This window comes from Aeromonas taiwanensis (assembly GCF_000820165.1).
Classification (GTDB): Bacteria; Pseudomonadota; Gammaproteobacteria; order Enterobacterales; family Aeromonadaceae; genus Aeromonas; species Aeromonas taiwanensis.
On record NZ_CDDD01000036.1, the window covers coordinates 1 to 22,495 of the forward strand.

Below are 22,495 nucleotides of genomic sequence, written 5' to 3' on the forward strand. Positions count from 1 at the left end.
GGCCCCCATCCCCATGCTGGCCGCCAGCCAGGCCTTGGGGTTGAGCCACTGCATCAGGGCACCGTACCAGAAGGCGGGCGGCACGCCGTCCACCCCCTCCACCCGACCGGAGTCCACCAGCAACTGCCAGGCCAGGTAGCACAGAAAGAGCACGCCGCCCCAGTGCAGGACGCCGGCCACCAGGGGCCAGCGGGACAGGGCGCCGCCAAGCCCCAGCCCCATCAGCAGGAGCAGCAGGATGAAGCCGAGGGTGGCCCCCACCACGTGGCGCAGGCTGGCCAGGAAGCCGTAACGGGCGCCGGCGCCGAGGGCGACCAGGTTGACCGGGCCGGGGGAGATGGACATGGCCAGGGCAAACCCGGCCATGGACAGCAACAGACTGATTTCCATGGGTGATGCTCATACAAGGGAGTGAGTCACCAGCCTATCCAGCCCGCGCCGACCGATATTGAAGAAAATTGCGATCCCCTGAAATGCGGGCGCATTGCGCACTTAGCGCCAGCCCCGGCTTGCGGTAAACTGCCCCTCAATCCTCCATTTTCAGGACATCTCAATGGACCAGTTTGCCCATATCAGCGCCCATGATGCCCACCAGAAGCTGAGCGCCGGTGAAGCCCGTCTCGTGGACATTCGCGACCCCCAATCCTTCGAGACCGCCCACGCGGTCGGCGCCTTCCACCTGACCAATGGTTCTTTGGTTCGCTTTATGAACGAGGTGGACTTCGACACCCCGGTCATCGTGATGTGCTATCACGGCAACAGCAGCCAGGGGGCGGCCCAATACCTGCTGCAGCAGGGCTATGACGAGGTCTACAGCCTGGATGGCGGCTTCGAGGCCTGGCGCAGGGAGTTCCCGATCCAGGCGGGCGATGCATGACGGGTGACCAGGCCCCCTCCGGCATGATCCAGCTGCTGGTGCTGGGCGACGCCCGCATGGCCCAGGCGCTGGTGGACTACCTCGCCACCCTGGGGATCCCGTGCGAGCTGACCCAGTCCGAGCTCGGTGTCTCGGTCTGGCTGGCGGACGAGCGACGCCTCGCCCAGGCCCAGCAGGAGGTAAAGCGCTTCCTGGCCGAGCCGAGCCATCCCCGCTACATGGAAGCCTCCTGGCAGTCCGGCCGGGCCGACGCCCGCATCGACTACAGCAAGGGGATGACGGATCCGGTCACCGATTTCCTCCACCAGGCGGGCCCCCTGACCCTGGTGGTCATCATCGCCTGCCTGGCCATCTACGCCCTGGATGCCATCGGCCTGCCCATCTTCGACGAGCTCGCCTTCCACCCCACCCTGGCCCAGTTCACCGACTGGCAGGCCTGGCGCTACATCACCCCGGCCTTCATCCACTTCTCGGTGCTGCACCTGGTGTTCAACCTGCTGTGGTGGTGGTACCTCGGGGGCCAGATCGAGCAGCGCCTCGGCAGCGGCAAGCTGTTCATCCTGCTCATCGTCGGGGCCGCCCTGCCCAACATCGCCGAGTTTTTCGCGAGCGGCCCGCGTTTCGGCGGCCTCTCCGGGGTGGTCTATGCCCTGCTCGGCTACAGCTGGCTGCGGGCCAGGCTGCAGCCAGCCTGCGGCCTCGCCATGCCGCCGGCCCTGATGGGCTTCATGCTGGTCTGGTTGGTGCTCGGCTTCTTCGACATGCTGGGCACCAGCACCGCCAACATGGCTCATCTGGTGGGCCTGCTGGTCGGCCTGGCTCAGGGCTGGCTGGACAGACACCATAAGCCGGTATGAGGCCTGGTTGTCGGCAACGCCTCGGCAACCATAGTGACCGCCAACATGGCTCATCTGGCGGGCCTGGCTCAGGGCTGGCTGGACAGGCGCCACAGGCCTGCCTGACGATCCCTGTCCCCACTGCCTGAAACGAAAACGCCGCCCCGAGGGGCGGCGTTTTTATTGGCCAACAGGCTTACTGCTTGAGCAGGGTGGGATCGGTCACCTTGACCGCAGTGCCGCCGCTCATGAAGAAGCTGGCAAACTGGGTCTGCATTTCTGTGGTGACGGCGCCGGTCGGATCGAAGTTCTCGTCCGGTGCCAGCAGCGAGCTGTGACCACCGGCCACGAAGCGGGCGGCATGGTGATTGGCCGCGCCGGTCGCCGTCAGCGGCTGCAGGGCCAGCACCTTGAACAGCGGCTCTGTACCACCCAGCGGGGCGGTGGCGATGCTGTTCGGGATCACCCGGTCAGACAGGCTCAGGGCGCCGTCGCCGACGACTTCAGTGGCAAACAGCGGGAAGCTCGCCGCGATGCCGCTGCCGAGGTTGATCGGGTCAGCCGAATCCAGCACCGACTGGGCCGCGAAGCCATAGCTCTGCAGGGTGCTGGCGGCGCTCGCCTGGGTGGCGGCATCCAGGCTCGGCAGGAACTCGTTGACGAAGCAGGTCGGTACCGCCGTCTTGCAGTTCGGGGCATAGGCGGTGAAGGCCGTCTTCAGGGCGGCGCTGCCAGAGGTCAGCACGCTCATCTGGATCGTCGGGCCGAAGGTCGGCGAATTCAGCAGCAGCGGCGCTATGCCGCCACCCGGCATGGCCAGGCCACCGGTGTCGAACCTGAACAGGGCGTCCGCCGTCGGGTTGCCAACAGACTGGTTCGCGACCCCCAGCAGGCTGGCCCCTGCGATGGCCCCTAGGGAGTGACCCAGGAAGTGGACCTTGAGGCCAGCACCACCCAATTTTCCACCTGCATTTGCCAGGCCCACCGCCAGACGCAGGCCCAGCAGATCCGCCACGCTCTGTTTCAGGTTGTCACGGGCTACCGTCAGGTAGCTCAGGTTCAGGTAGGGGGTCGGGTTGTCTGAGGTGGTCACCGAGTCCATGCTGCCGGTCAGGGCGAAGCCGCGCTCACCGTGCAGGGGATGATCGATCACCACCACGGCCACGTTCTTGGTCGCCTTCATACCGGCACCGATCTGGCCCAGAGCCAGAGCGTAGGCATTCTCCTTCACCGAGGTGACGCCGTGCTGATAGATGATCACGTCGGTGATGCTGGTCAGCGGTGCGGCGGCGAAGACGCGCATCGGCACGGACTGCACCTCTTCCAGCGCCGGCAGCGGGTTGAAACGACCCACGTTCATCTCGGGATCCAGCGCCTTGCCACCGGAGGTGAGAGTCACCCCGATCAGCTTGCTCGCCTCCGCCAGCAGCTCGGCCTGACGGGTCGGATCGGCAATGAGCTCGCCCAGCAGGGCCGGATCCACCCCCGCCCCCACCAGACCGCCGATCACCTCGGTGTCGCCCGCCTTCAGGGCGTTGGCGATGGCGTACAGGCTGGGAATGGCACCGTGCCAGGACTGGCTCTTCGCCTTGTCCCAGGAGCCGGCGGTGGCCGGGGAGGAAAGGAAGTAGGGCAGCTTGACGGTGCCGGTATAGACCTGAGTCATGCCAGCCAGGCCTTTCAGTTGCGGGTTGGCGTCAACGGCGGCGGCAATTGCATCCTTCTGCTCCTGGGGCAGGAAGGCTTCGGCATCCAGCTGGGTCAGGAAATAATTCTTGCCCGTCACGGCCAGGGTGTAGGTGCCGGGCAGGCTGGTGTTGCCCAGGGCATCGTGCTTCCATACCTTGGCGGCATCCAGAGTGGTCGGATCGGCCTTGAGCACGGCCGCGGCCGCCCCTTTCACCGCCACCAGCACGTCGGCACCGGACTGGGTACCGAACCAGTCGGAGAAGATGACGTGGTCGCTGGTGATGCCGGTGGCCGCCTTGAACAGCCCTTCCTGCAGCGCGATCAGGCCGCTGATGGTTTGCTCCTGGGCAGTGCCGCCCGTGCTGGTCTTGTAGGTGCTGTAGTCGCTGCCCGGACGCAGGGGGTTGCCGGTGCTGTCCTTCAACGAGTCGGTTGCGACGATCATGTAGTAGGAGGAGGGGTTGAGCGGCTTGAGCGGCACCAGATTCAGCTTGCCGGCGGACTCGGCCACCACGAAGTCCACCCCGTAGGTCAGGACCTTCTTCACGCCGCTCGGGCGCAGGGCGGCGCTGTCAAATTCCAGCTCCATCAGATAAAGCGGTGCCACAGAGGCGGCGAATTCGGCGGCAGCCGGCGCCTTGACCTGGATGCCGGAGGCCGTCACGGGCACGATCTGGATCGCCTGGGTGGTAGACCAGCCGTCCAGGGTAGAGAGTGCGGAGACAGGGTTGGAGAGATCGGCCGTTTCCGTCGAAAACTTCAGGGTGCCATCGGTGGCACGGGCAGCCAGGGCGCTGGGACGCACCGCATTGGAGCCGCTCAGCAGATAATCGAGATAGCTTGAGGTATCGCCTGTGTTGTCGTCACTGCCACCACAACCGCTCAGCAGCGCACTGATGACGGCGGCATAAATTAGCTTTTTCTTCATATCCTTATCTCTTTTATGTTGTTATCCATGATGAGCCTGACGGGGTAGGGTTCAAACCCGACCGAGCCATATTAACAGCATCGCAACAATTAATAAGCCTCTGGTCGGTCATCTGATCTGATTTTTTTGTGTACAGCATCAAGGAATTGGAATCGAGCCCAGGTGCCAGAGGGTAGCAGCATTGCCCTCGCCACCAGACCCGACCAGAGCCTCATCGCCTCCGTGGCGCAAAAAGCCGCCCCGATCTCGGCAAAGGGGAGAATTTGTCGGTAGAATGGCGCCATTGCTTAAGGAGACCCCCATGATCGACCCGAAAAAACTGGAAGAGATCGCCAAACAGATTCACAACTCCCTGCCGCCCGGCATCCGCAGCATGGGTGAAGAGGTGGAGAAGAAGACCCGCCAGGTGCTGCAGGCCCAGCTGAACAAGCTGGACCTGGTCAGCCGCGAAGAGTTCGACGTGCAGACCAAGGTGCTGCTGCGCACCCGGGAGAAGCTGGCCGCCCTGGAGGCCAAGCTGGCCCAGCTGGAGCAGCAGCTCGCCGCCAAGGGCGAGTGATCCGGCCTGACCCGGCAGTAGATAGCACAAACCCCAGCCTGGCTGGGGTTTGTTGTTTCTGACGATCAGCGTAGGGTCGATTAGCGAAGCGTAATCGGTCATGACATGCAGTCAGCGCTTATTGGCCGCCTGCATGTTCGGAGTCAGATAAACTCGTAGGCGTCGCCGAAGATGCGCTCGGGCTCGGCACCCAGCACCTTGAACTCTTCCCGGGCGGCGCCCGCCATCTCGAAGCGGCCAGCCACATAGATGTCGTAGTCATGCAGGCTGACGAAGTCATCCATGATGGCCTTGTGCACCAGGCCAGTCTTGCCGGTCCAGTCACTCTCGGGCTCCTGCACCACGGGGATGAAGGTCAGGGGGGCATAGTCGCGCTCCCACTGCTGCATCTGCTCCAGCTCGTAGAGCCAGTGCGCCTGGCGCACGCCCCAGTAGAGGAACACGGGGCGCTTGCTGCCGCTGTCGATCAGATACTCCAGGATGGCGCGGGCGTAGGAGAAGCCGGTGCCACCCGCCATCAGGATCAGCGGACGGGGAGACTCGTCGCGCAAGAACGCCTTGCCGGCGGCCAGCTCGACCTCGATCTCGCCCTGTTCGCGCATGCGGGCCAGCACCTGGCCGGCATAGGCGTTTTCCGGGGTGGCACCGATCTGCAGCTCCAACCGACCGGCACGGGTCGGCGAGTTGGCGATGGAGAAGGGGCGCTTGTCCGAATCGCTCATCACCACCAGCAGATACTGGCCTGGCTTGAAGCTCACCTCCTGCTGCGGCGTCAGGGCCACGTGCCAGATGGTGTCGACATATTCGCGCAGTTCCTCTACGCGGCACTTGATACGTTGCATTCTTGTCCTTGTGAGGGGCCTGCCCGGCCCGCTTCGCTCATGGTTTCACTATTGTTGTGGCGACCAATCGAGTGGTCAGGTCAGTCGAGCATACCCAATTCGGCACGGCAATACCGCACTTTTGCGTCGGCATGGCCGCCCGTCGGGGAGATCCCTCAGTCGAGGATCTTCAGCTCGTCCCAGATGGCGTCGATCTTCTGCTTCACCGCTTCGTCCTGGACGATGGGCTGACCCCACTCCCGATTGGTCTCCCCCGGCCACTTGTTGGTGGCATCCAGCCCCATTTTGGAGCCGAGCCCCGACACCGGCGAGGCGAAGTCCAGGTAGTCGATGGGGGTGTGCTCGATCAGGGTGGTGTCGCGCGCCGGGTCCATCCGGGTGGTGATGGCCCAGATCACGTCCTTCCAGTCCCGGGCGTTGATGTCGTCGTCGCAGACGATCACGAACTTGGTGTACATGAACTGGCGCAGGAAGGACCAGACCCCCAGCATCACCCGCTTGGCGTGGCCCGGGTAGCGTTTCTTGATGGTGACCACCGCCATCCGGTAGGAGCACCCCTCCGGCGGCAGATAGAAGTCCACGATCTCGGGGAACTGCTTCTGCAAGAGCGGCACGAACACCTCGTTCAGCGCCACCCCCAGCACCGCCGGCTCATCGGGCGGACGGCCGGTGTAGGTGCTGTGATAGATGGCATCCCGCCGCTTGGTGATGTGGGTAATGGTGAAGACCGGGAACTCGTCCACCTCGTTGTAGTAACCGGTGTGATCCCCGTAGGGGCCTTCCGGAGCCATCTCGCCCGGCTCCAGATACCCTTCCAGCACGATCTCGGCGCTGGCGGGCACCTCCAGGTCGCAGCTCTGCGCCTTCACCACCTCGGTGCGGCTGCCCCTCAGCAGACCTGCGAAGGCGTATTCGGAGAGGGTATCCGGCACCGGCGTCACCGCGCCGAGTATGGTCGCCGGATCGGCGCCGAGCGCCACCACCACCGGGAAGCGCTCGCCGGGGTGCGCCTCCTGCCACTCGCGAAAATCGATGGCCCCACCGCGGTGATCCAGCCAGCGCATGATGAGCTTGTTCTTGCCGATCTTCTGCTGGCGGTAGATGCCGAGGTTCTGGCGCTTCTTGTAGGGACCGCGGGTAATGGTGAGGCCCCAGGTCACCAGAGGCGCCACGTCCCCCGGCCAGCAGTGCTGGATCGGGATCTGGTCGAGATCCACCGCCTCCCCTTCCAGCACCACCTGCTGGCAGGGGGCGGAAGAGAGGCGCTTGGTCGGCATGTTGAGCACCTGCTTGAAGATGGGCAGCTTCTCCATCAGCTCCTTGAGCCCGCGGGGAGGCTCCGGCTCCTTCAGATAGGAGAGCCAGGTCCCCACCTGACGCAGGGCGCCGACGTTGGGCTGCCCCATCCCCATGGCAACCCGATCCGGCGTGCCAAACAGGTTCGTCAGCACCGGCATGGTGTAGCCCTTGGGGTTTTCGAACAGCAGGGCCGGGCCACCCGCACGCAGGGTACGGTCGCTGATCTCGGTCATCTCCAGATAGGGGTCTATCTCGCGACTGATGCGCCTGAGCTGGCCGTTTTGTTCCAACTGCGCGATGAAATCACGCAAGTCCTTGTATTTCATGCAGGTACCCTAGCGGGATCAGGAGGTCCCGCATTATAACCCTGGCCGCGTATCCGGTGTACCCGTATCGGACATCATGACGGACGAGGCGTGACGCCGCTCCTGCCGGGTGAGCCTGTCCGCCAGTTGTCCCAGCAGCCTGGGCTCGTCCATCTCCAGCAGCAAGCCGGCCACCAGCCCCCCATATTGATGCTTGCCGAGCTCTGCCAGCAGGTATTGCTGGGCCCCTTCCGGCAGCGGCGACAGCCGGCTGAGCTGGCGCAGGGCGGGTACCATCAGGCGCTCGTTGCGGCTGGCGGCGATCAGCAGATCGCTCGCCTCCTGGCCTGTGTAGAAGCGTGGAATGGCGTGCAACGCCGCCAGGCTGTCGTGATCCACGGGCTGGCGCCACAACTTGAGGTAGAGCGCCGTGTCCCCGGTCTGCTCGATGAGGTGCAGCAGCAGCTGGTTGTCCGGCAGGAAGAGGTTGAGGGTGGCGAGCCGACCCGCCTCGCGCCGCAGCACGACCGGGGGCTGCCCATCGAGCACGGCCAGCAGCGCCTCCTGCTGCTGGGGCAGGTCCGGATTACTGCTGTAGTAGATCTGCTTGAAGTCGAAGCGATCCTGTTCCAGCAGCTGGCGGTAGTTGCCCTGCCAGGCCAGCTGCTGCCAGTGCTGCAGCACCAGCCTGGCCTCGGCCGCAAAGTCGTAGGCGGGCAGCTGGACCAGGAAGCCGTCCACCTTCCCCTCCACCAGCCATTGCGGCGCCTTGGCGGCCTGCGCCCGCACCCAGGCCTGCAGCGCCGGGCTGGGAGCGGATGCCGACTTGAGATCGCTCAGCAGCTGGAACAGCAGGTACTCCCGCTGCCCCACGGACAGCGTCTCCAGCAGCGAATCCATGGCATCAAACTGCCCCTGTGCCAGCCGGCTGTCCAGGTATTCACGGTGACCCTGCAGCCCCTCGTCTGCCACCAGCGGCCCCTGCAGCTGCGGCGGCGTGTCGGCGTAGACGGGAGCGGCCAGCAGCCAGCCAATCCATATGAGTAACACTAGCTTCATGACGTCCCTGTCCTTGTGACATCTAGGCTCACATACTACTAAGCCAGCCGTGAAATAGATAAACAAAAACCGCGACCTGGGCCGCGGTTTTGTCATGCCAAGAGGCAGTTACTTCTGCTGACGCTTCATGGAGTCGAAGAACTCGTCGTTGGTCTTGGTCGCAGACAGCTTGTCGATCAGGAACTCGATGCTGTCGATCTCCCCCATGGGGTGGATGATCTTGCGCAGGATCCACATCTTCTGCAGCTCGTCCGGCGCGGTCAGCAGCTCTTCCTTGCGGGTGCCGGAGCGGGTGATATCGATGGCCGGGTAGGTGCGCTTCTCGGCGATCTTGCGCGAGAGGTGCAGCTCCATGTTGCCAGTACCCTTGAACTCTTCGTAGATGACTTCATCCATCTTGGAGCCGGTGTCGATCAGCGCGGTGGCGATGATGGTCAGGCTGCCGCCTTCCTCGACGTTGCGGGCCGCACCGAAGAAACGCTTCGGACGGTGCAGGGCGTTGGCGTCCACACCACCGGTCAGTACCTTGCCGGAGGAGGGGATCACTGTGTTGTAGGCACGGGCCAGACGGGTGATGGAGTCCAGCAGGATCACCACGTCCTTCTTGTGCTCGACCAGGCGCTTGGCCTTCTCGATCACCATTTCGGCGACCTGGACGTGACGGGAAGCAGGTTCGTCGAAGGTAGAGGCAATCACTTCGCCCTTCACCATCCGCTGCATCTCGGTCACTTCTTCCGGACGCTCGTCGATCAGCAGGACGATCAGTTCGCAGTCGGGGTGGTTGTAGGCGATGCTCTGGGCGATGTTCTGCAGCAGCATGGTCTTACCGGCCTTGGGCGGTGCGACGATGAGGCCACGCTGGCCCTTGCCGATGGGAGACGCCAGATCCAGCACGCGGGCGGTGATGTCTTCGGTAGAACCGTTGCCACGCTCCATGCGCAGACGCTCGTTGGCATGCAGGGGGGTCAGGTTCTCGAACAGGATCTTGTTGCGGGAGTTTTCCGGGCGGTCGTAGTTGACGTCGTTGACCTTGAGCAGGGCGAAGTAGCGTTCACCCTCTTTCGGCGGCCGGATCTTGCCGGAGATGGTATCGCCGGTACGCAGGTTGAAGCGACGGATCTGGCTGGGGGAGACATAGATGTCATCCGGGCCAGCGAGGTAAGAGCCGTCTGCACTGCGCAGGAAACCGAAACCATCGGTCAGGATTTCCAGCACACCGTCGCCAAAGATATCCTCGCCACCCTTGGCGTGCGCCTTGAGGATCGCGAAGATGATGTCTTTCTTGTGCGCCCGAGCCAGATTTTCCAACCCCATGGATTCGCCAAGCTGTACCAGCTCGGACACAGGAGTGTTCTTTAGTTCAGTCAGATTCATAGTGGTGAAAGTCTGTAAGCAAGGATTGAAATGAGGAGACAGTCTGCTGGATTGATGCTGATCGGATTTGACTTGCCAGGCTTGTGAAGCAAAGAGTCAGGCAAAAAGGTTAGCAAACGAGCGATAAACTAGCACCAATCGGGATGAGCGTCTAGGTGATAAAACACAAGGAGCGCATTATTGCAATGCGCTCCTTCTTGATTATTACAGGTTACCGTCCAGGAACTCTTTCAGCTGAGTCTTGGACAGGGCGCCGACCTTGGTGGCTGCCACTTCGCCATTCTTGAACAGCAGCAGGGTCGGGATACCGCGAATGCCATACTTGGGCGGAGTGTCGGCGTTATGATCGATGTTCAATTTCGCCACGGTCACGCGACCTTCGTATTCCTGAGCAACCTCGTTCAGGATCGGGGCGATCATCTTGCACGGACCGCACCATTCAGCCCAGAAATCGACCAGAACGGGGCTGTCGGCTTTGATTACATCGGCCTCGAAGCTGGCATCGCTCAGCTGAACAATCTTGTCACTCATCTCCAACTCCAGTCAGTAATTAAGGCTTTATTGATGCTTCAACAAAGGCAATAGTTGCCCTATTTGAAATGATCCTGTTTATTATTGCAAGCCTAACCTGATAACCTACCGCCATGAGCAAAACACATCTAACGACCGAAAAATTCGCCCAAATGGGCCTCGAACCCGAAGTTCTGGCTGGTCTGGAATCAAAGGGATTTCATTATTGCACGCCCATCCAGGCACTCTCCCTGCCCCTGCTGGTAGAAGGTCATGACCTCGCCGGTCAGGCCCAGACGGGGACCGGCAAGACCCTGGCTTTCCTGGCGGCCACCTTCAACTATTTGTTGACCCATCCGCTGACCAAGCCGCGCCTCATCAATCAGCCCCGCGCCATCATCATGGCCCCGACCCGGGAGCTGGCCGTCCAGATCTACAACGACGCAGAGAGCATGTCTGCTTCTACCGGGCTCAAGCTCGGCCTCGCCTACGGCGGTGAAGGGTACGACAAGCAGCTGGCCGTGCTGGAACAGGGTGTCGACATCCTGATCGGCACCACGGGTCGCATCATCGACTACTTCAAGTCCAAGGTGATCGATCTCGGCAATATTCAGGTCGTGGTGCTGGACGAAGCGGATCGCATGTTCGATCTCGGCTTCATCAAGGACATCCGTTTCCTGTTCCGCCGCATGCCACCCGCCACCGAGCGTCTGAGCATGCTGTTCTCCGCCACCCTCTCCCTGCGGGTACAGGAGCTGGCCTACGAGCACATGAACCACCCGGAGCATGTGCAGGTCGAGCCGGAACAGATGACTGGCGTGCGGATCAAGGAGGAGCTCTTCTACCCCTCCAACGAAGACAAGATGTTGCTGCTGCTCTCCCTGATGGAAGAGGAGTGGCCGGAGAAGGCCATCGTCTTCGCCAACACCAAGCACGTCTGTGAGGACGTTCACGCCTGGCTGGAAAACGACGGCCACCGCGTCGGTCTGCTGACCGGTGACGTGCCGCAGAAGAAGCGGATGAAGATCCTGGACGAGTTCACCAAGGGCACGCTGGATATCCTGGTTGCCACCGACGTGGCCGCCCGTGGTCTGCACATCCCCGACGTGACCCACGTCTTCAACTACGACCTGCCCGACGACGCCGAGGATTATGTCCACCGCATCGGTCGTACCGGCCGTGCCGGCAGAAGCGGTCACTCCATCAGCCTGGCTTGTGAAGACTATGCCTTCAACCTGCCGGCCATCGAGGAGTACATCCACCACCCCATCCCGGTCAGCAAGTACGACCGTGAGGCACTGCTGGATGACGTGACCGCGCCGAAACGGGTGTTCCGCAACCGTCAGCCGGTGAACCGCAACATGCGGGATCGCCAGGGCGGTGGCAACAGCAACAACCGTCGTCGTCCCCCCCGCAAGAACTGAGGGACAGGCCCAGTTGCACAACTCGCCTCTCTACGCCGCCATCGACCTCGGCTCCAACAGCTTCCATATGCTGGTGGTGCGCGAGGTCGCTGGCGCTCTGCGCACCGTCACCAAGGTCAAACGCAAGGTTCGCCTCGCCGCCGGCCTGGATGCCGATTTTCGCCTGAACCGCGCCGCCATGGAGCGGGGCTGGGACTGTCTGCGCCTGTTCTCCGAGCAGCTGCAGGACATCCCCTCCGACAACATCCGGGTAGTCGGCACCGCCACCCTGCGCCTGGCCACCAACGTAGACGACTTCCTGCAGGAAGCGGAACGGGTGCTCAACCACAACATCGAGATCATCTCGGGAGAGGAAGAGGCCAAGACCATCTACGAGGGGGTCTCCTGGACCTCGGCGGGGGAAGGCAACCGGCTGGTGATCGACATCGGCGGGGCCAGCACCGAGCTGGTCATCGGCGAGCAGAGCGAGGCGAAGTTGCTCAACAGCCTGCACATGGGCTGCGTCACCTGGCTCAACAACCACTTCGGTGATGGCGAGCTCTCCGAGACCCGCTTCGAGCAGGCCATCGCCGCCGCCAAGGCGGTACTGGAGAAGGTGGCAGAGGATTACCGCCTCCTCGGCTGGCGTACCTGCGTCGGCGCCTCCGGCACCGTCCAGGCGCTGCAGGAGATCATGCTGGCCCAGGGCAAGAGCGAGCGGGTCACCCTACCGAAGTTGCAGGAGTTGATGGGGCAAGCCATCGCCTGTGGCAGGCTCGATCAGTTGCAGCTCGAAGGGCTGGCCGCCGAGCGGCTGACCGTATTCCCATCCGGCCTCGCCATCCTGATCGCCATCTTCGAGACCCTCGGCATCGAGAGCATGACCCTGGCCGGTGGCGCGCTACGCGAGGGGTTGATCTATGGCCTGCTCGGCAACAATCACGACTGTGACGCCAGGGATCGTACCGCCGACAGCCTGATCAGCCGCTATCAGCTGGACAAGGAGCACGCCGAACGGGTGCGCGACACCGCCATCGAGGCCTTCGCCCAGCTGCAACCGGCCTGGCGCCTCTCCAAGCGCTACGGCCGTCCTATCCTGCGCTACGCAGCCCTGTTGCACGAGATAGGCCTCTGCATCGAATACAAGAAGGCGCCCCAGCACGCCGCCTATATCATCGACAACATCGACATGCCGGGCTTCACCCCTGCACAGAAGAAGCTGTTGTCGGCCCTGCTGTTCAACCAGCGGGACGAGTTCAAGCCGGAGCCGCTGGAGAAGCAGGGCGCTGTCACCGCTCGTCAGGCGATACGGCTGGCCCGCATCCTGCGCATCTCTCTCATCCTCTGCATGCGCCGCACCCAGGGCACAGTGCCCAGATTCCTGCTGCAGGCCGATGAGGACGCCCTGACCCTGACCCTGCCCAAGGGCTGGCTGGATGAGCACTACCTGCGCGCCAGCGAACTGCGCCTCGAGGTGGAGCGCCAGCAGAAGATGGGCTGGCCCACCCGCCTGCTCGAAGCCTGAATGGGCGCCCCGCGCCCGTTCTGCTCTCTTTTCCGTCTGTTCCGACAAGCTCCTTCGCACCCACTGCTGGCGCCATTCAAGGCCTCGCCATTGATTTTATTATTTTTTTAATCAATTCCGGTCATGCCGCCTTTCCCGCCCGGCTAGTCAGTGCCAACCACTCGGCTAGAGTTGAATGGTCTCTCCCATAGGAACGGAAACCATGAAACACATACCCCTGATAGCCCTGACCGCCCTGCTGACCGCCTGCGGTGGCGGCGGTGACGGCGACAACAACAGCCAGCCGAATGCCCAGATGTCCCTGGCCTTCTCCGACGCCCCGGTGGACTCGGTCAGCAAGGTCTGCATCGCCGTCTCCAATATCAGCATCAACCCGGTCACGGGGGCGGAGCAGAACTGGACGACCGCCAGTTTCCTGACCTCGGCCCAGGACGATGGCTGCACCCCGATCGGGGAGAGCATCCCCCTCGATGGCAGCGGCCATCCGCTGTTCACCTATATCGATCTGCTGAGCTACCAGGGTTCCGCCAGCCGCCCCCTGCTGGCCAGCCAGAGCGTGGTCCCCGGCGAATACAGCCAGATGCGGTTGCGGGTACTGGACGGGCGAGAAGTGGCCAACCAGTTCCTGGACGGCACCCCCTACTCCTACGTCAAGCAGGATGACGGCGTGATCAAACCGCTGGAGGTGCCCAGCAGCGAGCTCAAGCTGGATGCCTTCACCATCGCCGCCAACGGCCTCAGCGCCTTTACCACCGAATTCGATCTGCGCCACTCCATGGTGCTGCCGGGCCACGAGGAGTACTACAAGCTCAAGCCCAGAGGGGTGCGACTGGTGAACACCACCGAGGTCGCCACCGTCAGGGGAACAGTGTCTGCCGGGCTCTGTGGCGGTCAGCTGACCGACAAGGCGTTCGTCTACTTCTATGACGAGCTGCGCCCGGAGGGCGACAACGCCTATCCCGACATGGCCGACAGCGACAACGGCTTCTATGCCAGCGCCCCCGTGGTGCTGAACAACGGTGTCTTCGGTTACGAGCTGGGCTTCGTGGAACTGGGGCACTATGACGCCGTGCTGGTCTGCAACGGTGACGAAGATGATCCCGAGCTGGCTGGCGATGCATTGCAGCAAGAGCTGGTAGTGAAAGACCGGATCGTGGCCGCCCCCGCCACCACCATCGACTTCCAGTAAGGGCGATGAGGAGGCGACGGCACCATGAGCGACTACCAACCCATCGCCTGCGACCTCTATGACTGGCTCGAGATCGCCGCCAGCTTGCACCTGCCGGTGACGATCACCGATCGGCATGGCCGCCAATGGACGGACGGGATCCGGACCATAGCGGCCAACGAGGGGGTCGAGTACTTGCTGCTGACCAGCAACGAGCGCCTGAGCCTGGCCGATCTGGCCACTCTGGATCTGGTCTGGCAGGGTGAGGCAAAGCGGATCCACTTCGCCCCCCTCCTCTGATCCCCCGACACAAAAAAGGAGGGCCAACCCCGGGTTGGCCCTCCTTTCTTTTATCCCGCCATGGCGGCTGGCATCAGCTCGCCCCCAGGGCCGCCATCACGTAGACGTCGAAGCGGTTGCTCTTGGTCTCGATGGCCATGCTGGGCTTGTGCTCGTTGAGCCAGCCTGCGTAGTCCGGGCGCTTCACCACCACCCGCTTGTCCGCCATCCTGAGCGCCGCCGGCAGCAGGGCATCGGCGTCCAGATCCGCCCCCACCAGAGACTGGAACACCCGCATCTCCTTCTTCACCAGGGCCGACTTCTGCTTGTGAGGGAACATGGGGTCGAGGTAGATGACCTCGGGCCGCTCGGCCAGCGCCAGCAGGGTCTCCACCGCCGGGCCTTGCCGCAGTTGCATCCGCTCGCGCACCCAGGGGCCTATTTCGGGATCCAGGGCCGCCCGGCTCAGGCCGTCCTGCAGCAGGGCCGCCACCACGGGGCTGCGCTCGATCAGGGTCACCTTGCAGCCGAGGGAGGCCAGCACGAAGGCATCGCGTCCCAGACCGGCGGTGGCATCCACCACGGTCGGCATGGCCCCCGACTTGAGTCCCACCGCCTTGGCGATGGACTGGCCGCGCCCCCCGCCGAACTTGCGGCGATGGGCGACAGCCCCTTCCACGAAGTCCACATAGACGGCCCCCAGCTTGGGTTCGTCCAGCTTGCGCAGCTCCAGCCGCGACTCGGTCAGCACCAGCGCAAAGGGGGCGGGAAACTCCACGTCGGCGAGGCGCTGGCGCAGGGCGTCGAGCTCGCCATCGCGGGCGGGGACTTCACTGAAAACCTGAATATGGGGCATAACACGAACTCATCACGGCGCAGAAGCCGGCATGATAGCAGATGCGGGGGATCAGCTCACCGTGGTCAGGTTCATCCCCTGACGGTTGAGACCTAGGTACTCCACCAGATCGTCGAAGGGCAGCGGGCGGCTCAGCAGATATCCCTGGGTGAAGGCACATCCCTTCTGGCAGAGGAAGTTGAGCTGCTCCCGGGTCTCCACCCCCTCGATCACCACCTGCATGCCGAGGTTGTGCACTATGTTGATGATGCCGTCGAGCAGCAGCCTGTCCTGCTCGTTGAAGGGGATGTGCCGCACGAAGGAGCGGTCGATCTTCACCAGATCCACCGGGAAGGTGCGCAGATAGTTGAGGGCCGAGTAGCCGGTGCCGAAGTCGTCGATGGCCAGCTTGCAGCCCGCCTCGCGCAGCGCGTCGATCCGCACCCTGTGCTGATCGCTGCTCTCCATCAGCAGGGACTCGGTGATTTCGATGATGATGTCCGCCGGATCCAGGTTGAAGTGGCGTATCACCCTGAGCCACTCGCTCGCCTCCGGATCTATCGTCTGGAACTCCAGGGTGGAGCGGTTGATGGACATCTGCAGATCCGGGAAACCGGACTGCTGCAACCTGGCCAGATCCCGGCACGACTGCCACAGCACCAGGGCCCCGAGCCCCTGGATGAGCCCCGCCTCCTCCGCCAGAGGGATGAAGTCCGCCGGCGAGACCTGGCCCCACCGGGGATGATACCAGCGCACCAGGGCCTCCAGCTTGGCGACCCGGCCGCTGCGGTTGTCCCAGATGGGCTGGTAGGCCATGGTCAGCTGTCCCAGCTTGATGGCCTCCGCCAGATCGCGCTGCATCTGGTGGCGCTGGCTCACCTCTTCCCGCATGGAAGCGTTGTAGGAGCCCAGGGGGCGTCCCTGCCGCTTGGCTACAAACAGGGCCTGCTCCGCGTTGCGCAGCAGCTCGTCACCATCCTCCCCGTCGTGGGGGCACAGGGTGATGCCCATGGTCGCCGTCACATAGAGGTGCTGGTTGGCCAGCATGAAAGGGCGGGCGAAGCCGCCGATCACCTGCTTGGCAAACACCTCGGCCTGGCGCCGGTTGACGATGCCGGGCACCAGGAAGGCAAATTCGTCCCCCCCGATGCGGGCCACCACATCCTCGGTCCGCACCCGGCTCACCAGTCGATCCGACACCTCCCGCAGCAGGGCATCACCCACATGGTGATCCATGCTGTTGTTGACCGCCTTGAAGTTGTTGAGGTCGAGCACCATCAGGGCGAAACGCTCCCCCCGCTCGCAGAAGCGGGTGAGGCAGCGGCCGAACAGCCAGCGGTTGGGCAGCCCGGTCAGGTTGTCGTAGTTGGCCTGGGTGGCGATCTTCTGCTCCGCCAGCTTGGTCTGGGAAATGTCGCTGAAAATGGCGATGTACTGGCTGATCCTGCCCTCTTCCCGCAGGGCGCTGATCATCAGCTGCTGGGGGTAGAGCTTGCCGTTCTTGCGCTTGTTCCACACCTCGCCACGCCAGATCCCCACCCGTTTCAGGGCGTGGTACATGTCCGCATAGAAGGTCTGATCGTGCAGCCCGGACTTGAGCATGCTGGGACGCTGGCCGCAGGCCTCCTCCTCGCTGTAGCCGGTGATCTTCTCGAATGCCGGGTTCACCGAGATGATGCGGCTGTCACCATCGCACACCAGGATCGCCTCGGAGAGGTTGTCGTAGACCCGGTGGGAGAGCTTGAGCTGCTCGGCATGACGCCGGATGGAATCGATGTTCTCCAGCACCACCATCAGGTAGTCGGGCTGCATCTGCTCGTTGCGGATCAGGGTCACCGTCACCCTTCCCCACAAAACGGAGCCATCCCGGTGCAGGTAGCGCTTCTCCTGGGTGAAGGCGGGGTGCTCTCCCCGCTTGAGGGCGTCGTAGAGCTGAATGCTGGCCCGCCAGTCATCCGGGTGGCTGATCTCGGCCACCGTGAACCGCAGCAGCTCCTGCTGGCTGTAGCCCAACATCTTCTCGATGGCCGGGTTGGCCCAGAGTATATTCCCTGCCAGATCCAGCTTGCCGATCCCCACGGGGGCGTGGGACATCATGGTGTCCAGGAAATGGGGACTGTCCGGCAGTTCAGGCTGGGTCTGACGCTCCTGCTGGTACATCAGCGCCAGCTCGCGGCCGGCGAGAGGGGCCAGCAGGCGCAGCAGGCGCATGACCTTGTCCATCCTGGGCATGGCCCGCTTGAACATGACGCTGCACAGCCCCAGGGTCTCCCCTTCGGCGCTCTTGAGCGCGATGCCGGCATAGGCCCGAACCTGACAACGCTCCAGCACGGCGGCATGGGGGAAGAGCTCCAGGGCGCGATCGCTGAACCAGGCCTCTCCCTGCTGCATGGCGATCTCGCCAGGGGTAGCGGAGAGGGGAAAGCTGTAGGAGTTGATGTCGAGGGAGGCGGGATAGGCAGCATGCACGGTGAAGAACAGCCCGGCCTGATCCTTGCCCGAAACCAGGACGAAATCGGCCCCGAGCACGTTGGCGATTTCACTCACGAAGGTATCAAAATATCCCCGACCACTCGCATGAGACAGGCTTGAGATGATTTGATAGACAGACTCGAGTGCTCGCCTCATGGCAAGGTTGTTTCTCTCCCGGCAAGGTAGAACCCGACTCTACTGAAGAGGCGGCGACAGTGCAAATATGCACTCCGCAAGATATTAAAAAGCCTTGTAAAAAGGGACCCAAAGGTCCCTTTTTATCTCAAAAATCACGTTTTGATCCCACTATGCCGCAAAAAGTACCTGATTGGCACTCGACATGGCGATGGATGGCAGAGAAAGAGATCCCCGCGGTCCCCTGGTCATCAACCGGCCAGGCACCCGCGGGAAACCCGTCATGCCGCGATGCCGCTGTGACGCAACAGGGCATCCACCTGGGGCTCTCGACCACGGAAGGCGCGGAACAGCTCCATGGGCTCCCTGGAGCCGCCCTTCTCCAGAATGTGCTTCAGGAAGGCGTGGCCGGTCTCCGGATTGAAGATCCCCTCCTCCTCGAAGCGGGAGAAGGCATCGGCGGAGAGCACCTCGGCCCACTTGTAGCTGTAGTAGCCCGCCGCATAGCCCCCTGCGAAGATGTGGGAGAAGCTGTGCTGGAAACGGTTGAACGCCGGGGGCGTCATCACCGCCACCTGGCTGCGCACCTCGCTCAGCAGCGCCGGGATCTGGTCCGGGTTGGCCGGGTCAAACTCCTGGTGCAGGCGGAAGTCGAACAGGGCGAACTCCAGCTGACGCAGCATCTGCATCGCCGCCTGGAAGTTGCGGGCCGTCATCATCTTCTCCAGCAGATCCGCAGGCAGCGGCTCCCCGGTCTCGTGATGGCCGGAGATAAAGGCCAGCGCCTCGGACTCCCAGCACCAGTTCTCCAGGAACTGGCTCGGCAGCTCCACCGCATCCCAGGCCACGCCGTTGATGCCGGCCACGCCGGCCACGTCGATCCGGGTCAGCATGTGGTGAATGCCGTGGCCGAACTCGTGGAACAGGGTGACCACTTCGTTGTGGGTGAACAGGGCCGGCTTGCCATCCACCGGGCCATTGAAGTTGCAGGTCAGGTAGGCCACCGGCTTTTGCAGCGACCCGTCCTGACGGTAGCGACGGCCGAGGCAGACATCCATCCAGGCGCCGCCCTGCTTGTGCTCGCGGGCATAGAGGTCGAGGTAGAAGCTGCCACGCAGCTCGTCATCGGCATCGAAGATGTCGTAGAAGCGTACGTCCGGGTGCCAGGTGTCGATGCCAAGACGCTCGCGCACCTTCATGCCGAACACCCGCTTGACCACCTCGAACAGTCCTTTTACCACCCGGCCGGCGGGGAAGTAGGGGCGCAGCTGCTCGTCGGAGATGGAGAATTTGTGCTGCTTGAGCTTCTCGGCGTAATAGGCGAGATCCCAGGCCGCCAGTTCGCTCTGGCCGTGTTGCTCGGCGGCGAAGGCGCGGATCTCGTCGAGCTCCGCCTTGCCTTGCGGCAGGGATTTGGCCGCCAGATCCGTGAGGAAATTCACCACCTGCTCGGGTTTGTCCGCCATCTTGGTGGCCAGCGACAGCTCGGCGTAGTTGGCAAAGCCCAGCAGCCGGGCCAGCTCGCGGCGCAGGGCGAGCAGTTCGGTCATGATGGCGGAGTTGTCCCACTTGCCGGCATTCGGCCCCTGGTCGGAGGCGCGGGTGGTGAAGGCCTCGTACAGCTCGGCCCGCAGGGCGCGATTGTCGGCGTACATCATCACCGGCAGGTAGGAGGGGATGTCCAGGGTGAACAGCCACCCCTCCTTGCCCTTGAGCTCGGCCATCTGACGGGCGGCGGCTTGCGCACTCTCCGGCAAACCTGCCAGCTCGGCCTCGTCGGTCACCAGCTTGCTCCAGCCCTGGGTCGCGTCCAGCACGTTGTTGCTGAAGCGGGAGGCGAGCTCGGAGAGGCGGGACTGAATTTCGCCGTAGCGCTGCTGCGCCTCGGCGGGCAGACCGATGCCGGAGAGGCGGAAGTCACGCAGGGTGTTCTGGATCTCCTTGCGCTGGGCATCGTCCAGGCGCGGGAAGTCGTCGCTCTCGAACAGCGCCAGATAGGCCTGGTAAAGCCCCTCGTGCTGGCCGACATAGGTCTGGAATTCGGAGAGCAGCGGCAGGCAGGCGTCATGAGCCGCGCGCAGCGCCTCGCTGTTCTGCACGGCGTTGAGGTGGCTGATGGGGGACCAGATCCGCGACAGGCGGTCGTTGACCTCCTCCAGCGGCGCGATCAGGCTGTCCCAGGTGTGGGGTTCCTTCTGGGCCAGCACGTCCTCAATCTTCTGTTTGCAATCGGCGATGGCCTGCGTCACGGCAGGTTGCACCTGATCGGGCTGGATCTGGCTGAAGGGAGGCAGCGAGTCCATTGTCAGCAAAGGGTTAGTCATCTGCGGTACCTCTAAATGCTCTGCAGCCCCTGCCGTCCAGAAGCTTGCTTGGACCATCTAAGATGTAGGCAGAAACCCCATTTATCAAGCCTTTGCAGCCAATAGACGGGCATGTTGCCCACTTTTTGGGATGAGTTGCTCACAAAACGAGCTACCCGCCCGCCAGAGACGACAATGCCGGCCCGGGGCCGGCATTGTCAGCAGGATGACGCCACCGCCTCAGCGCCGGGCGTCCTCCTTCAGCCACTGGGCCACGCGCTTGGCGAAGTAGGTGAGGATGCCGTCGGCACCGGCCCGCTTGAAGCAGAGCAGGGACTCCAGGACGCACTCCTTCTCCTTCAGCCAGCCGTTCTGGATCGCCGCCATGTGCATGGCGTACTCGCCGCTCACCTGGTAGGCGAAGGTCGGCACACCAAACTGATCCTTCACCCGGCGGATGATGTCGAGATAGGGCATGCCCGGCTTGACCATGACGCTGTCGGCCCCTTCGGCGATGTCCAGCGCCACCTCGTGCAGGGCCTCGTTGCCGTTGGCCGGATCCATCTGGTAGGTGGCCTTGTTGCTCTTGCCGAGGTTGCCGGCGGAGCCCACCGCATCGCGGAACGGGCCGTAGTAGTGGGAGGCGTACTTGGCGGAGTAGGCCATGATCTGGACGTTGACGAAGCCATTCTCCTCCAGGGCCGCACGGATGGCACCGATACGGCCGTCCATCATGTCGGACGGTGCGACTATGTCGGCTCCGGCGGCGGCATGGGAGAGCGCCTGCTTCACCAGGATCTCGGTGGTGATGTCGTTCATCACATAGCCTTCATCGTCGATGATACCGTCCTGACCGTGGGTGGTGAAGGGGTCGAGCGCCACGTCGGTGATGACCCCGAGCTCCGGGAAGCGGGCCTTGAGGGCGCGGGTCGCGCGCTGGGCCAGGGCATCCGGATTGTAGGCCTCTTCCGCCATCAGGCTCTTTCTCTCCAGCGGCGTCACCGGGAACAGGGCCACCGCCGGCACGCCGAGGGCGACCAGTTCGGCGGCCTCTTCGAGCAGCAGGTCGATGGAGAGGCGATCCACCCCCGGCATGGAGGCGACGGCTTCCCGCTGACCCTCTCCCTCCAGCACGAAGACGGGATAGATGAGATCGTCGACAGTCAGTACGTTCTCGCGCACCAGACGACGGCTGAAATCATGTTTGCGCACCCGGCGCAGACGGCGACCCGGGAAGGCCCCCGGAAGAGTTGTGGCCATGAATCACTCCAAAAGCGGAAGTTGGAAGAATGCGGCGGAGGTGGCCCGGGTATGGGCCAGCAAGGCCTCGGGCGCTTCACCACGGCAGGCCGCCACCACCTGGGCGATGTGCGGCAAGAAAGCGGGTTCGTTGCGTTTGGGCCTGGGTTTCAGATCCCGCGGCACCAGGTAGGGGGCATCCGTCTCTATCATCAGGCGACCGGCCGGAATGCGGGCCACCTGCTCGCGCAGCAGCTGGCCGCGCCGCTCGTCACAGAGCCAGCCGGTCACCCCGATGTGCAGCCCCAGCGCCAGGCACTCGTCGAGCTCGGCGTCGGAGCCGGTGAAGCAGTGCAGCACGGCTCCGGGCAGGCGGAGCAGCCAGGGGCGCAGGATCTCGACGAACCTGTCATGGGCATCGCGGCAGTGGAGAAACACCGGCATCCCGAGCTCGGCAGCCAGCGCCAGCTGGGCATCAAACACCGCGTCCTGCACAGGACGGGGGGAGAAGTCGCGGTTGTAGTCCAGGCCACACTCGCCGATGGCCACCACCTGGGGCAGCGCCGCCAGCTCGCGAAGGGCAGGCAGGGTCGCCGCGTCGACGCTTTTGGCATCGTGGGGGTGCACCCCGGCGGTGGAGAAACAGTAGCCCGGCCACTGGGTGGCCAGCTCCGCGCTGGCCTGGCTGCCGGCCAGATCCGTGCCGGTCAGGATCAGGGCCTCCACGCCGGCGGCGCGGGCGCGGGTCACCAGCTCGGCTTGCTCGTCAGCAAACTGGCTGCTGGTCAGGTTCACACCTATGTCGATCATGGGGTCAGCGGGTCCGAACAAAAGGAAGACATATCAGGCATTTGAAAA

Annotated in this window: 19 protein-coding genes; 7 read left to right on the plus strand and 12 right to left on the minus strand. The window is 63.5% G+C overall.

Features of this window, described 5'->3' with window-relative positions; translation table 11 throughout:
• The coding region (locus tag BN1136_RS06225) for a LysE family translocator (RefSeq protein WP_231557835.1) at positions 1-390 on the minus strand (390 nt) is incomplete at its 3' end.
• A gap of 163 nt (positions 391-553) precedes the next feature.
• Here BN1136_RS06225 and glpE point away from each other — a divergent pair.
• Positions 554-877 carry a thiosulfate sulfurtransferase GlpE gene (gene glpE, locus BN1136_RS06230; protein WP_043763931.1) on the plus strand — a complete coding sequence of 108 codons (324 nt, stop codon included), beginning with the start codon at positions 554-556 and terminating at the stop codon, positions 875-877.
• Positions 878-900: 23 nt separating this feature from the next.
• Positions 901-1,734, plus strand: a complete 834-nt coding sequence (gene glpG, locus BN1136_RS06235; RefSeq protein ID WP_043763977.1) for a rhomboid family intramembrane serine protease GlpG — start codon at positions 901-903, stop codon at positions 1,732-1,734.
• Between the two features lie 175 nt (positions 1,735-1,909).
• Here glpG and BN1136_RS06240 read toward each other — a convergent pair whose 3' ends face one another.
• Positions 1,910-4,330, minus strand: coding sequence for a VolA/Pla-1 family phospholipase (locus BN1136_RS06240; protein WP_043763929.1), 2,421 nt, complete (start codon positions 4,328-4,330; stop codon positions 1,910-1,912).
• A gap of 301 nt (positions 4,331-4,631) precedes the next feature.
• On the opposite strand from BN1136_RS06240, the gene ubiK reads away from it, so the two are divergent.
• Positions 4,632-4,889: a ubiquinone biosynthesis accessory factor UbiK gene (gene ubiK, locus BN1136_RS06245; protein ID WP_043763927.1), complete on the plus strand. Its 258-nt coding sequence runs from the start codon at positions 4,632-4,634 to the stop codon at positions 4,887-4,889.
• Positions 4,890-5,032: 143 nt separating this feature from the next.
• Here ubiK and fre read toward each other — a convergent pair whose 3' ends face one another.
• From fre to trxA, 5 genes are all read right to left on the minus strand, one after another.
• On the minus strand, positions 5,033-5,731 hold the full coding sequence (gene fre, locus BN1136_RS06250; RefSeq protein ID WP_043763926.1) for an NAD(P)H-flavin reductase: 699 nt from the start codon (positions 5,729-5,731) through the stop codon (positions 5,033-5,035).
• A gap of 155 nt (positions 5,732-5,886) precedes the next feature.
• Complete coding sequence (ubiD, locus tag BN1136_RS06255; RefSeq protein ID WP_043763925.1) at positions 5,887-7,356, minus strand: 4-hydroxy-3-polyprenylbenzoate decarboxylase; 1,470 nt, start codon at positions 7,354-7,356, stop codon at positions 5,887-5,889.
• 33 nt (positions 7,357-7,389) lie between these two features.
• Complete coding sequence (locus BN1136_RS06260; protein WP_043763924.1) at positions 7,390-8,394, minus strand: hypothetical protein; 1,005 nt, start codon at positions 8,392-8,394, stop codon at positions 7,390-7,392.
• A gap of 108 nt (positions 8,395-8,502) precedes the next feature.
• Positions 8,503-9,768, minus strand: coding sequence for a transcription termination factor Rho (rho, locus tag BN1136_RS06265; protein ID WP_042079206.1), 1,266 nt, complete (start codon positions 9,766-9,768; stop codon positions 8,503-8,505).
• Between the two features lie 204 nt (positions 9,769-9,972).
• On the minus strand, positions 9,973-10,299 hold the full coding sequence (gene trxA, locus BN1136_RS06270; protein WP_042079207.1) for a thioredoxin TrxA: 327 nt from the start codon (positions 10,297-10,299) through the stop codon (positions 9,973-9,975).
• Between the two features lie 113 nt (positions 10,300-10,412).
• On the opposite strand from trxA, the gene rhlB reads away from it, so the two are divergent.
• From rhlB to BN1136_RS06290, 4 genes are all read left to right on the plus strand, one after another.
• On the plus strand, positions 10,413-11,702 hold the full coding sequence (gene rhlB, locus BN1136_RS06275; protein ID WP_043763923.1) for an ATP-dependent RNA helicase RhlB: 1,290 nt from the start codon (positions 10,413-10,415) through the stop codon (positions 11,700-11,702).
• Positions 11,703-11,715: 13 nt separating this feature from the next.
• Positions 11,716-13,206, plus strand: coding sequence for a guanosine-5'-triphosphate,3'-diphosphate diphosphatase (gene gppA, locus BN1136_RS06280; RefSeq protein ID WP_043763919.1), 1,491 nt, complete (start codon positions 11,716-11,718; stop codon positions 13,204-13,206).
• Between the two features lie 202 nt (positions 13,207-13,408).
• Positions 13,409-14,395 (plus strand): DUF4382 domain-containing protein, encoded by a 987-nt coding sequence (locus tag BN1136_RS06285; protein ID WP_043763917.1) that lies wholly within the window; start codon positions 13,409-13,411, stop codon positions 14,393-14,395.
• A gap of 24 nt (positions 14,396-14,419) precedes the next feature.
• Positions 14,420-14,674, plus strand: a complete 255-nt coding sequence (locus tag BN1136_RS06290; protein WP_043763916.1) for a Rho-binding antiterminator — start codon at positions 14,420-14,422, stop codon at positions 14,672-14,674.
• 73 nt (positions 14,675-14,747) lie between these two features.
• Here BN1136_RS06290 and BN1136_RS06295 read toward each other — a convergent pair whose 3' ends face one another.
• The 5 genes from BN1136_RS06295 to BN1136_RS06315 form a co-directional block, all read right to left on the minus strand.
• Entirely contained in the window at positions 14,748-15,509 is a 762-nt protein-coding gene (locus BN1136_RS06295; RefSeq protein WP_246876958.1) for a class I SAM-dependent methyltransferase, read from the minus strand.
• Positions 15,510-15,560: 51 nt separating this feature from the next.
• The gene (locus tag BN1136_RS06300; RefSeq protein WP_043763915.1) at positions 15,561-18,116 is read right to left on the minus strand and encodes a sensor domain-containing phosphodiesterase; all 2,556 of its coding nucleotides are present in this window, start codon (positions 18,114-18,116) and stop codon (positions 15,561-15,563) included.
• Between the two features lie 260 nt (positions 18,117-18,376).
• The gene (gene prlC / locus BN1136_RS06305) at positions 18,377-20,419 is read right to left on the minus strand and encodes an oligopeptidase A (RefSeq protein WP_043763914.1); all 2,043 of its coding nucleotides are present in this window, start codon (positions 20,417-20,419) and stop codon (positions 18,377-18,379) included.
• A 219-nt stretch (positions 20,420-20,638) separates the two neighbouring features.
• Positions 20,639-21,658 (minus strand): porphobilinogen synthase, encoded by a 1,020-nt coding sequence (hemB, locus tag BN1136_RS06310; RefSeq protein ID WP_043763913.1) that lies wholly within the window; start codon positions 21,656-21,658, stop codon positions 20,639-20,641.
• Positions 21,659-21,661: 3 nt separating this feature from the next.
• Positions 21,662-22,447 carry a TatD family hydrolase gene (locus tag BN1136_RS06315; RefSeq protein ID WP_043808205.1) on the minus strand — a complete coding sequence of 262 codons (786 nt, stop codon included), beginning with the start codon at positions 22,445-22,447 and terminating at the stop codon, positions 21,662-21,664.
• Between the last annotated feature and the right edge of the window lie 48 nt (positions 22,448-22,495).

Excerpts from the sequence above, each read along its gene's own strand:
- BN1136_RS06240 (WP_043763929.1), bottom strand. The coding sequence starts at position 4,330 with ATGAAGAAAAAGCTAATTTATGCCGCCGTCATCAGTGCGCTGCTGAGC.
- rhlB (WP_043763923.1), top strand. The coding sequence starts at position 10,413 with ATGAGCAAAACACATCTAACGACCGAAAAATTCGCCCAAATGGGCCTC.
- trxA (WP_042079207.1), bottom strand. The coding sequence starts at position 10,299 with ATGAGTGACAAGATTGTTCAGCTGAGCGATGCCAGCTTCGAGGCCGAT.
- BN1136_RS06295 (WP_246876958.1), bottom strand. The coding sequence starts at position 15,509 with ATGCCCCATATTCAGGTTTTCAGTGAAGTCCCCGCCCGCGATGGCGAG.
- fre (WP_043763926.1), bottom strand. The coding sequence starts at position 5,731 with ATGCAACGTATCAAGTGCCGCGTAGAGGAACTGCGCGAATATGTCGAC.
- BN1136_RS06300 (WP_043763915.1), bottom strand. The coding sequence starts at position 18,116 with ATGAGGCGAGCACTCGAGTCTGTCTATCAAATCATCTCAAGCCTGTCT.
- BN1136_RS06290 (WP_043763916.1), top strand. The coding sequence starts at position 14,420 with ATGAGCGACTACCAACCCATCGCCTGCGACCTCTATGACTGGCTCGAG.
- glpE (WP_043763931.1), top strand. The coding sequence starts at position 554 with ATGGACCAGTTTGCCCATATCAGCGCCCATGATGCCCACCAGAAGCTG.
- prlC (WP_043763914.1), bottom strand. The coding sequence starts at position 20,419 with ATGACTAACCCTTTGCTGACAATGGACTCGCTGCCTCCCTTCAGCCAG.
- rho (WP_042079206.1), bottom strand. The coding sequence starts at position 9,768 with ATGAATCTGACTGAACTAAAGAACACTCCTGTGTCCGAGCTGGTACAG.
- ubiD (WP_043763925.1), bottom strand. The coding sequence starts at position 7,356 with ATGAAATACAAGGACTTGCGTGATTTCATCGCGCAGTTGGAACAAAAC.
- hemB (WP_043763913.1), bottom strand. The coding sequence starts at position 21,658 with ATGGCCACAACTCTTCCGGGGGCCTTCCCGGGTCGCCGTCTGCGCCGG.
- glpG (WP_043763977.1), top strand. The coding sequence starts at position 901 with ATGATCCAGCTGCTGGTGCTGGGCGACGCCCGCATGGCCCAGGCGCTG.
- ubiK (WP_043763927.1), top strand. The coding sequence starts at position 4,632 with ATGATCGACCCGAAAAAACTGGAAGAGATCGCCAAACAGATTCACAAC.
- BN1136_RS06285 (WP_043763917.1), top strand. The coding sequence starts at position 13,409 with ATGAAACACATACCCCTGATAGCCCTGACCGCCCTGCTGACCGCCTGC.
- BN1136_RS06260 (WP_043763924.1), bottom strand. The coding sequence starts at position 8,394 with ATGAAGCTAGTGTTACTCATATGGATTGGCTGGCTGCTGGCCGCTCCC.
- BN1136_RS06315 (WP_043808205.1), bottom strand. The coding sequence starts at position 22,447 with ATGATCGACATAGGTGTGAACCTGACCAGCAGCCAGTTTGCTGACGAG.